The 9,291-nt window shown below is 67.4% G+C and carries 4 protein-coding genes; 3 read left to right on the top strand and 1 reads right to left on the bottom strand.

Going from position 1 to position 9,291, the window contains the following annotated elements; genetic code table 11:
• Positions 1–91 precede the first annotated feature (91 nt).
• Positions 92–1,411: a M20 family metallopeptidase gene (locus N7590_RS21160; protein ID WP_006473586.1), complete on the bottom strand. Its 1,320-nt coding sequence runs from the start codon at positions 1,409–1,411 to the stop codon at positions 92–94.
• Between the two features lie 186 nt (positions 1,412–1,597).
• On the opposite strand from N7590_RS21160, the gene N7590_RS21155 reads away from it, so the two are divergent.
• The 3 genes from N7590_RS21155 to N7590_RS21145 all read left to right on the top strand — a co-directional run.
• Complete coding sequence (locus N7590_RS21155) at positions 1,598–2,842, top strand: efflux RND transporter periplasmic adaptor subunit (protein ID WP_008268529.1); 1,245 nt, start codon at positions 1,598–1,600, stop codon at positions 2,840–2,842.
• A gap of 74 nt (positions 2,843–2,916) precedes the next feature.
• On the top strand, positions 2,917–6,150 hold the full coding sequence (locus tag N7590_RS21150; protein WP_053511608.1) for an efflux RND transporter permease subunit: 3,234 nt from the start codon (positions 2,917–2,919) through the stop codon (positions 6,148–6,150).
• A 31-nt stretch (positions 6,151–6,181) separates the two neighbouring features.
• A partial coding sequence (locus N7590_RS21145) for an efflux RND transporter permease subunit (protein ID WP_279935870.1) occupies positions 6,182–9,291 on the top strand: 3,110 nt, incomplete at its 3' end.

Below are 9,291 nucleotides of genomic sequence, written 5' to 3'. Positions count from 1 at the left end.
CCGCCCCGCCCAACCAGCAGAACTCCAGCACCGCTTTTGACGTTGACGTTGATTTAGGCGGGTGCAGGGCTGCAAGCCCTGCCGGAAACCCTCAGCCCGCAGGAGTGCCGGCACCGTGCAGGTAATCCAGGCTCACCTGCAGCAACGCCCGCAGCCCAACATCCAGCGCCTTCTCATCCAGCAGGAACTTCGGCGAATGGTTGGCCGGCGCCGTCGCCGGGTCGATGCCCACGCTGGTCGAACCCACGAAGAAGAACATGCCCGGCACTTCCTTCGCGTACAGCGAGAAGTCTTCCGCGCCCATCTGCAGCGGCGGCTCGTACACGTTGTCCTTGCCGACCACCGCCTGCAGGCTCGGCAGCATCTTCGCGGTCAGCGCCGGGTCGTTCACCGTCGCCGGGTTGCCTTCCGACTCGTAGATGTCGGTCACTGCCTTCGCGCCGTGCGCGGCAGCAGTATGCTCGGCCACGTTGCGCAGGTCGGCGAAGATCTGCTGGCGCATGCCTTCGTCGAAGGTGCGGATGGTGCCCACCATCTCCACTTCATCGGGAATGATGTTGTAGCGGATGCCACCGTTGATCGCGCCGAAGGTCAGCACCGCAGGCTGCTTGGAAAGGTTGGCGCGGCGGCTGACGATGGTCTGCGCGGTGCCGACCAGATCGGCGGTGGCCACGATCGGGTCCACGCCATTCCACGGTGCCGAACCGTGCGTCTGGCGGCCGATCACCTTGATCCCGAAGCGGTCCGAGGCGGCCATCAGCGGGCCACCACGCACTGCGATCTGCCCTGCCTGCACGCTGGAGAACACATGCAGGCCGAACACCGCCTCCGGCTTGAAGTCGGCGAACAATCCCTCCTTCAACATCAGCGCCGCACCGCCCTCTTCCGGCGGCGGTGCGCCTTCCTCGGCCGGCTGGAAGATCAGCATCACCTGGCCCGGCAGGTCCTTCTTCATCGACACCAGCGCTTCGGCCACGCCGAGCAGGGTGGCGGTGTGCGCATCATGGCCGCAGGCATGCATCACGCCCACGGTCTGGCCGCGGTACTGGTCGGTGGCCTTGGAGGCGAACGGCAGGCCGGTCTGCTCGGTCACCGGCAACGCATCCATGTCCGCGCGCAGCGCGATCTTCGGGCCCGGCTTGCCGCCTTCGATGATCGCCACCACGCCGTGATGGGCGATGCCGGTCTTCGGCTTCAGGCCCATCGCACGCAGGCGCTTGGCGACCTCGGCCGAGGTGCGCGCCTCGCGGTTGGACAGCTCCGGATGCTGGTGGAAATCGCGGCGCCATTCAACCACCCGGGCCTGCAGCCGCTGTGCGGCGGCGGTCACTTCCGGGCGCTGCCCGTCCTGGGCATGGGCAAGCGCCGGCAGGGCCAGCAACAGGGCGGACAACAGCAGCGAACGGCGCATCGCAATCTCCACGGCAAGGGGTTCCAGCTGAATGTAGGGCAACACTGCCGCCACGGGAACCTCCGCGGCTGGAGCCGGTCTTAGCGCCCGTCCCATCCGTCATGCAGGAAACGTGATGTGGCACAGGTATGCTTTGCGCATTGCCCCCGGGGTCCCGCCCGGTCCAGCCCTCTTGGAGTCCTCGTAATGTCACGTGTTTGGAAGATCGTGCTGCTGGTCGTGGCGGTACTGGTGCTGGCCGTGGTCGGCCTGCGCGTCGTCGGCGGAGGCAAGGACAAGGCTGGAAAACCCGCTGCGGGCGCGCGCCAGGGCGGCGAAGACCCGGATGCCGGCCCGGTGCCAGTGACCGTGGTCGACGCCACGCGCCAGGACGTGCCGGTGTACGCCAGCGCGCTGGGCACGGTGACGGCGATGAATACTGTCACCGTCAGCCCGCAGGTGGGCGGCCAGCTGATGAGCCTCAATTTCCGCGAAGGCCAGGAAGTGAAGCAGGGTGACGTGCTGGCGGTGATCGATCCGCGCACCGCGCAGGCCAGCTATGACCAGGCGGCGGCGGCCAAGCGCCAGAACGAAGCCCTGCTGGCCACCGCACGCTCCAACTTCCAGCGCTCGAACGCACCCGAGTATCGCCAGTACGTTGCCAAGACCGATCTGGATACACAGCGAAACCAAGTGGCACAGTACGAAAGCGCGGTCGCAGCGAACGAGGCCAGCATGCGCTCGGCACAGGTGCAGCTGCAGTACACCAAGGTCACCGCACCGATCTCCGGCATTGCCGGCATCCGCGCGGTCGACGCCGGCAACGTGGTCAACGCGGGTACCGCGCTGGTCACGCTGACCCAGATCCATCCGATCCACGTGCTGTTCAACCTGCCCGAGCGCCAGCTCGGCGACGTGCGCCAGGCGCAGGCGGCCGGCACGGTGCCGGTGGCCGCGCTGGACCGCGCCGATTCGCACGTGCTTTCCGGCGACGGCAAGCTGGACGTGGTCGACAACCTGATCAGCGCCGACAGCGGCACGTTCAAGGCCCGCGCGATCTTCGACAACACCGACAACGGGCTGTGGCCGGGCCAGTTCGTCAACGTGCGCATGCAGCTGCGTACCATCGGTGGCGGCGTGGTCATCCCGACCCAGGCGGTGCTGCGTGGCCCGGATGGCGAGTACGTCTACATCGTGCAGGGCGACAACACGGTAAAGATGCAGACCGTGCGCAGCGGCGTGGAAGTGGGCGACAGCCAGGTGCAGATCGCCGAAGGCCTGAAGGGTGGCGAGCGCGTGGTCAGTGAAGGCCAGTTCCGCCTCAAGCCGGGCAGCAAGGTCACCGCGTTGAAGCCGGGCGAAACGCCGGCCGCGCCGACCGAGGCCGAACTGAAGGCCGCCGAGCAGAAGAACGGTGGCGGCGGTGGCCGTCGTGGTGGTGGCCCGCGCTGAGCGCAGGCCACTGACCTCTCCCGCGCCGGCATCCCCGCCGGCGCTGCCAATGAAGTGCCAGCAAGGATCAGTCCGTGGGCTTTTCGACGATCTTCATCCGCCGCCCCATCGCCACCTCGCTGTTGATGGCGGGGCTGTTGCTGCTGGGCATCCTCGGTTACCGCAAGCTGCCGGTGTCGGCGCTGCCGGAAATCGATGCACCCAGCCTGGTGGTCACCACCCAGTACCCCGGCGCCAACGCCACCACCATGGCCTCGCTGGTCACCACGCCACTGGAGCGCCAGTTCGGGCAGATCTCCGGGCTGGAGCTGATGACCTCCGACTCCTCGGCCGGGTTGTCGACGATCATCCTGCAGTTCTCGATGGACCGCGACATCGACATCGCCGCGCAGGACGTGCAGGCGGCGATCCGCCAGGCCACCCTGCCCTCGTCGCTGCCCTACCAGCCGGTCTACAACCGGGTGAACCCGGCCGACGCGGCCATCGTCACCCTGAAGCTGACCTCTGACACGCGCCCGCTGCGCGACGTCAACAACTACGCCGACTCGATCCTGGCCCAGCGCCTGTCGCAGGTGCAGGGCGTGGGCCTGGTTTCGATCGCCGGCAACGTGCGCCCGGCGGTACGCATCCAGGTCAACCCGGCGCAGCTGTCGAACATGGGCCTGACCCTGGAACAGCTGCGCAGCGCGCTGACCCAGGCCAATGTCAATGCGCCCAAGGGCTCGTTGAACGGCAAGACCCAGTCCTACAGCATCGGCACCAACGACCAGCTGGCCAGCGCGGCGGAGTACCGCGACACCATCATCAGCTACAAGAACGGCCGCCCGGTGCGGTTGTCCGACGTGGCCGACGTGGTCGATGGCGTGGAGAACGACCAGCTGGCCGCCTGGGCCGATGGCAAGCCTGCGGTACTGCTGGAAGTGCGCCGCCAGCCCGGCGCCAACATCGTGCAGACCGTCGAGCGCATCCGCGCGATCCTGCCGCAGCTGCAGGGCGTGCTGCCGGCCGACGTGCACCTGGAGATCTTCAACGACCGCACCGAGACCATCCGCGCCTCGGTGCACGAAGTGCAGTTCACCCTGATCCTGACCATCGGCCTGGTGGTGGCGGTGATCTTCGTGTTCCTGCGCCGGTTGTGGGCCACGATCATTCCGTCGGTGGCAGTACCGTTGTCGCTGGCCGGCACTTTCGCGGTGATGGCCTTCGCCGGCATGTCGCTGGACAACCTTTCGCTGATGGCGCTGGTGGTGGCTACCGGCTTCGTGGTCGACGATGCGATCGTGATGATCGAGAACATCGTGCGCTACATCGAGCAGGGCAAGAGTGGCAAGGAGGCGGCCGAAATCGGTGCGCGCCAGATCGGCTTCACCGTGCTGTCGCTGACCGTCTCGCTGGTGGCGGTGTTCCTGCCGCTGCTGCTGATGCCCGGCGTCACCGGCCGCTTGTTCCATGAGTTCGCGTGGGTGCTGAGCATCGCCGTGGTGCTGTCGATGCTGATCTCGCTGACGCTCACCCCGATGATGTGCGCCTACCTGCTCAAGCCCGATGCCCTGCCCGAGGGCGAGGACGCGCATGAGCGCGCAGCGGCGGCCGGCAAGCAGAACCTGTGGACACGCACCGTCGGCCTGTACGAGCACAGCCTGGACTGGGTGCTGGGCCACCAGCGCCTGACCCTGGCCGTGGCCGGCGGCGCGCTGGTGCTGACCGTGCTGCTGTACGTGCTGATTCCCAAGGGCCTGCTGCCCGAGCAGGACACCGGCCTGATCACCGGCGTGGTGCAGGCCGACCAGAACATCGCCTTCCCGCAGATGGAGCAGCGCACCAAGCAGGTCGCAGAAGCGCTGCGCCAGGACCCGGACGTCACCGGCGTGTCGGCGTTCATCGGTGCCGGCAGCATGAACCCCACGCTCAACCAGGGCCAGCTGTCGATCGTGCTGAAGGAACGCAGCCAGCGCGATGGCCTGGACGAGATCCTGCCGCGCCTGCAGAAGGCGGTGGCTGGTATTCCGGGCGTAGCGCTGTACCTGAAGCCGGTGCAGGACGTGACCCTGGATACCCGCGTGGCCGCCACCGAGTACCAGTATTCGCTGTCGGACGTGGATTCGGCGACGGTGGCCACCCAGGCCACGCGCCTGACCGAAGCGCTGCGCCAGCGCCCGGAACTGGCCGACGTCGACAACAACCTGTCCAACCAGGGCCGCGCGCTTGAGCTGAACATCGACCGCGACAAGGCCAGCGTACTGGGCGTACCGATGCAGACCATCGATGACACGCTCTACGATGCGTTCGGCCAGCGCCAGATCTCGACCATCTTCACCGAGCTCAACCAGTACCGCGTGGTACTGGAAGTGGCACCGGAGTTCCGCACCAGCACCGCGCTGATGGAACAGCTGGCCGTGGCCTCCAACGGTGCCGGCGCGCTGACCGGCACCAATGCCACCAGCTTCGGCCAGGTCACCTCGTCCAATTCGTCCACCGCCACCGGCATCGGCGCGCAGAACACCGGCATCACTGTCGGCGCCGGCAACATCATCCCGCTGTCGGCCTTGGCCGAGGGCAAGGTGAGCAGCGCACCGCTGGTGGTCAGCCACCAGCAGCAGCTGCCGGCGGTGACGGTCTCGTTCAACGTGGCGCCGGGCTATTCGCTGTCCGAAGCGGTGCGTGCAATCCAGGAGACCAAGGACGGCCTGGACATGCCCACCCACCTGCATGCCGAGTTCATCGGCAAGGCCGCCGAGTTCACCGGCAGCCAGACTGATGTGGTGTGGCTGCTGCTGGCCTCGCTGGTGGTGATCTACATCGTGCTGGGCGTGCTCTACGAGAGCTACATCCACCCGATCACGATCATCTCCACCCTGCCGCCGGCCGGTGTCGGTGCGCTGCTGGCGCTGATGCTGTGCGGCCTGAGCCTGTCGGTGGATGGCATCGTCGGCATCGTGCTGCTGATCGGCATCGTCAAGAAGAACGGCATCATGATGGTCGACTTCGCGATCGAGGCGCGCCGCGCCGGCGCCAACGCGCATGAAGCGATCCGTCGCGCCTGCCTGCTGCGCTTCCGCCCGATCATGATGACCACCGCTGCCGCCATGCTCGGCGCGCTGCCGCTGGCGCTGGGCACCGGCATCGGCTCGGAACTGCGCCGCCCGCTGGGCATCGCCATCGTCGGCGGCCTGCTGCTGTCGCAGCTGGTGACCCTGTACACCACGCCGGTGATCTACCTGTACATGGAGCGCTTCTCCGAGTGGCTGGCCCGCCGCCGCGAACAGCGTGCGCTGCGCAACGGTTCGCTGCAGGAGCCGCAGGCATGATCCACGCCCCGCTGCCGCGGGGGGCCGCACGATGAACCTGTCCGGCCCCTTCATCCGCCGCCCGATCGGCACCGCGCTGCTGGCCATCGGCCTGTTCATGGTCGGCCTGATCTGCTACCTGCGCCTGGGCGTGTCGGCACTGCCGAACATCGAGATCCCGGTGATCTTCGTGCACGCCAGCCAGTCCGGCGCCGATGCGGCCACAATGGCAACCACGGTGACCGCGCCGCTGGAACGCCACCTGGGCCAGCTGCCAGGCATCGACCGCATGCGCTCGTCGAGCTCGGAGGGCAGCTCGCTGGTGTTCATGATCTTCCAGAGCGGTCACAACATCGATTCGGCGGCGCTGGACGTACAGACCGCGATCAACTCGGCGCAGGCCGACCTGCCCTCGGGCATGGGCTCGCCGATGTACCAGAAGGCGAATCCGAACGATGACCCGGTGATCGCCATCGCGCTGACTTCGCAGACGCAGTCGGCCGACGAGCTGTACAACGTCGCTGACTCACTGCTGGCGCAGCGCATCCGCCAGATCAGCGGCGTCGCCTCGGTCGACATTGCCGGTGCCTCGACGCCGGCCGTGCGCGTGGACGTCAACCTGCGCCTGATGAACGCCCTCGGCCTGACCGCCGACGACCTGCGCAACGCCGTGCGCGCGGCCAACGTGACCTCGCCCACCGGCTTCCTCAGCGATGGCAACACCACCACCGCGATCATCGCCAACGATTCGGTGGCGCGTGCCGCCGACTTCGCCGACCTGGTGGTCAAGACCCAGGGCGATGGCCGGGTGATCCGCCTGAAGGACATCGCCAACGTCTACGACGGCCAGCAGGACGCCTACCAGGCGGCCTGGTTCGACCACAAGCCGGCGGTGGTGATGTACGTGTTCACCCGTGCCGGCGCCAACATCGTGGAGACCGTGGACCGGGTCAAGGCGCAGATCCCGACCCTGCGCGACTACCTGCAGCCCGGCACCACGATGACGCCGTACTTCGACCGTACGCCGACCATCCGTTCCTCGCTGCACGAAGTGCAGATCACCCTGCTGATCAGCCTGGCGATGGTGGTGCTGACCATGGCGCTGTTCCTGCGCCGGCTGGCACCGACGCTGATCGCCGCGGTGACCGTGCCGCTGTCGCTGGCCGGTGCCGCGCTGGTGATGTACGTGATGGGCTTCACCCTGAACAACCTGAGCCTGCTGGCGCTGGTGATCGCGATCGGCTTCGTGGTCGACGATGCCATCGTGGTGATCGAGAACATCATGCGCCACCTCGACGAGGGCATGCCGCGCATGCAGGCGGCGCTGACCGGGGCACGCGAGATCGGCTTCACCATCGTCTCGATCACCGCCTCGCTGGTGGCGGTGTTCATCCCGCTGCTGTTCGCCAGCGGCATGATGGGCGCGTTCTTCCGCGAGTTCACCGTCACCCTGGTGGCGGCCATCGTGGTCTCGATGATCGTCTCGCTGACATTGACTCCGGCGCTGTGCAGCCGCTTCCTCAGCGCGCACGACCACGCGGCGCCGCCGTCGCGCTTCGGCCGCTGGCTCGATGCCGGCCACGAGCGCATGCTGCGCGTCTACACCGTGTTCCTCGACTTCTCGCTGCGCCACGCGCTGCTGATGTCGTTGACCCCGTTGATCCTGATCGGCGTCACCGTGTTCCTGTTCGGTGCAGTGAAAAAGGGTGCGTTCCCGCCGCAGGACACCGGCCTGATCTGGGGCCGCGCCAACTCCAGCGCCACCGTGTCCTTCGAGGACATGGTCGCCCGCCAGCGCCGCATCACCGACATGCTGATGGCCGACCCGGCGGTGAAGACCGTGGGCGTACGCCTGGGCAGCGGCCGCCAGGGCTCCAGCGCGCAGTTCAACATCGAGCTGAAATCGCGCAGCGACGGCCGCCGCGAAACCACCGCGCATGCACTGGCGCGGTTGAGTGCCAAGGCCGACCGCTACCCGGACCTGCAGCTGCGCCTGCGCGCGATCCAGGATCTTCCCAGCAACGATGGCGGTGGCTCCAGCCAGGGCGCGCAGTACCGCATTTCGCTGCAGGGCAACGACCTGGCTGCACTGCAGGAATGGCTGCCCAAGCTTCAGGCGGAATTGAAGAAGAACCCGAAACTGCGTGACGTCGGCACCGATGTCGACAACGCCGGGCTGCGCCAGAACATCCAGATCGACCGCGCCAAGGCCGCGCGCCTGGGCATCACCGTCGGCGCCATCGATGGCGCGCTGTACGGAGCCTTCGGCCAGCGCCAGATCTCGACCATCTACTCGGACATCAACCAGTACAGCGTGGTGGTCAACGCCCTGCCCTCGCAGACCGCCACGCCGGCGGCGCTGGATGAGGTGTACGTGCGGGCGCGCAACGGCGACATGGTGCCGATCACCGCGGTCGCCACCCAGATTCCGGGGCTGGCACCGTCGCAGATCACCCATGAAAACCAGTACACGACGATGGACCTCAGCTACAACCTGGCTCCGGACGTGAGCATGGGCGAGGCCAAGGCGATCATCGATGCGACCGTGGCCGGCATGCGCATGCCGGGCGACATCCGCCTGGCCGATGATGCAGGCTTCGGCTTCAACTCCGACCCCAGCGACATGCTGATCCTGGTGCTGGCGGCGATCCTGACCGTGTACCTGGTGCTGGGCATGCTCTACGAGAGCCTGATCCACCCGGTCACCATCCTGTCCACGCTGCCGGCGGCGGGCGTGGGTGCGCTGCTGGCCTTGTTCGGCACCAACACCGAGCTGTCGGTGATCTCGATGATCGCGCTGGTGCTGCTGATCGGCATCGTCAAGAAGAACGCGATCATGATGATCGACTTCGCGCTGGTGGCGCAGCGCGAGCACGGGCTGGCGCCGCGCGACGCCGCCCGCGAGGCCAGCATCGTGCGCTTCCGCCCGATCATGATGACCACCATGGTGGCGATCCTTGCGGCCGTGCCGCTGGCGATCGGCCTCGGCGAAGGCTCCGAACTGCGGCGCCCGCTGGGCATCGCGATGATCGGCGGCCTGCTGTTCTCGCAGAGCCTGACCCTGCTCAGCACGCCGGCGCTGTACGTGATCTTCTCGTGCCTGGCCGAACGCTGGCGGGCACGTCGCGCACGCAAGCGCGAGGCGAAGCTGCTCAAGCGCGC

Origin of the sequence: Stenotrophomonas sp. GD04024, assembly GCF_029837545.1 — a bacterium.
GTDB lineage: Bacteria > Pseudomonadota > Gammaproteobacteria > Xanthomonadales > Xanthomonadaceae > Stenotrophomonas > Stenotrophomonas forensis.
This window is presented reverse-complemented; position numbering and strand designations above follow the sequence as displayed.

Bases quoted from the DNA above. Each gene is read 5' to 3' on its own strand.
- N7590_RS21160 (WP_006473586.1), bottom strand. From the start codon at position 1,411: ATGCGCCGTTCGCTGCTGTTGTCCGCCCTGTTGCTGGCCCTGCCGGCG.
- N7590_RS21155 (WP_008268529.1), top strand. From the start codon at position 1,598: ATGTCACGTGTTTGGAAGATCGTGCTGCTGGTCGTGGCGGTACTGGTG.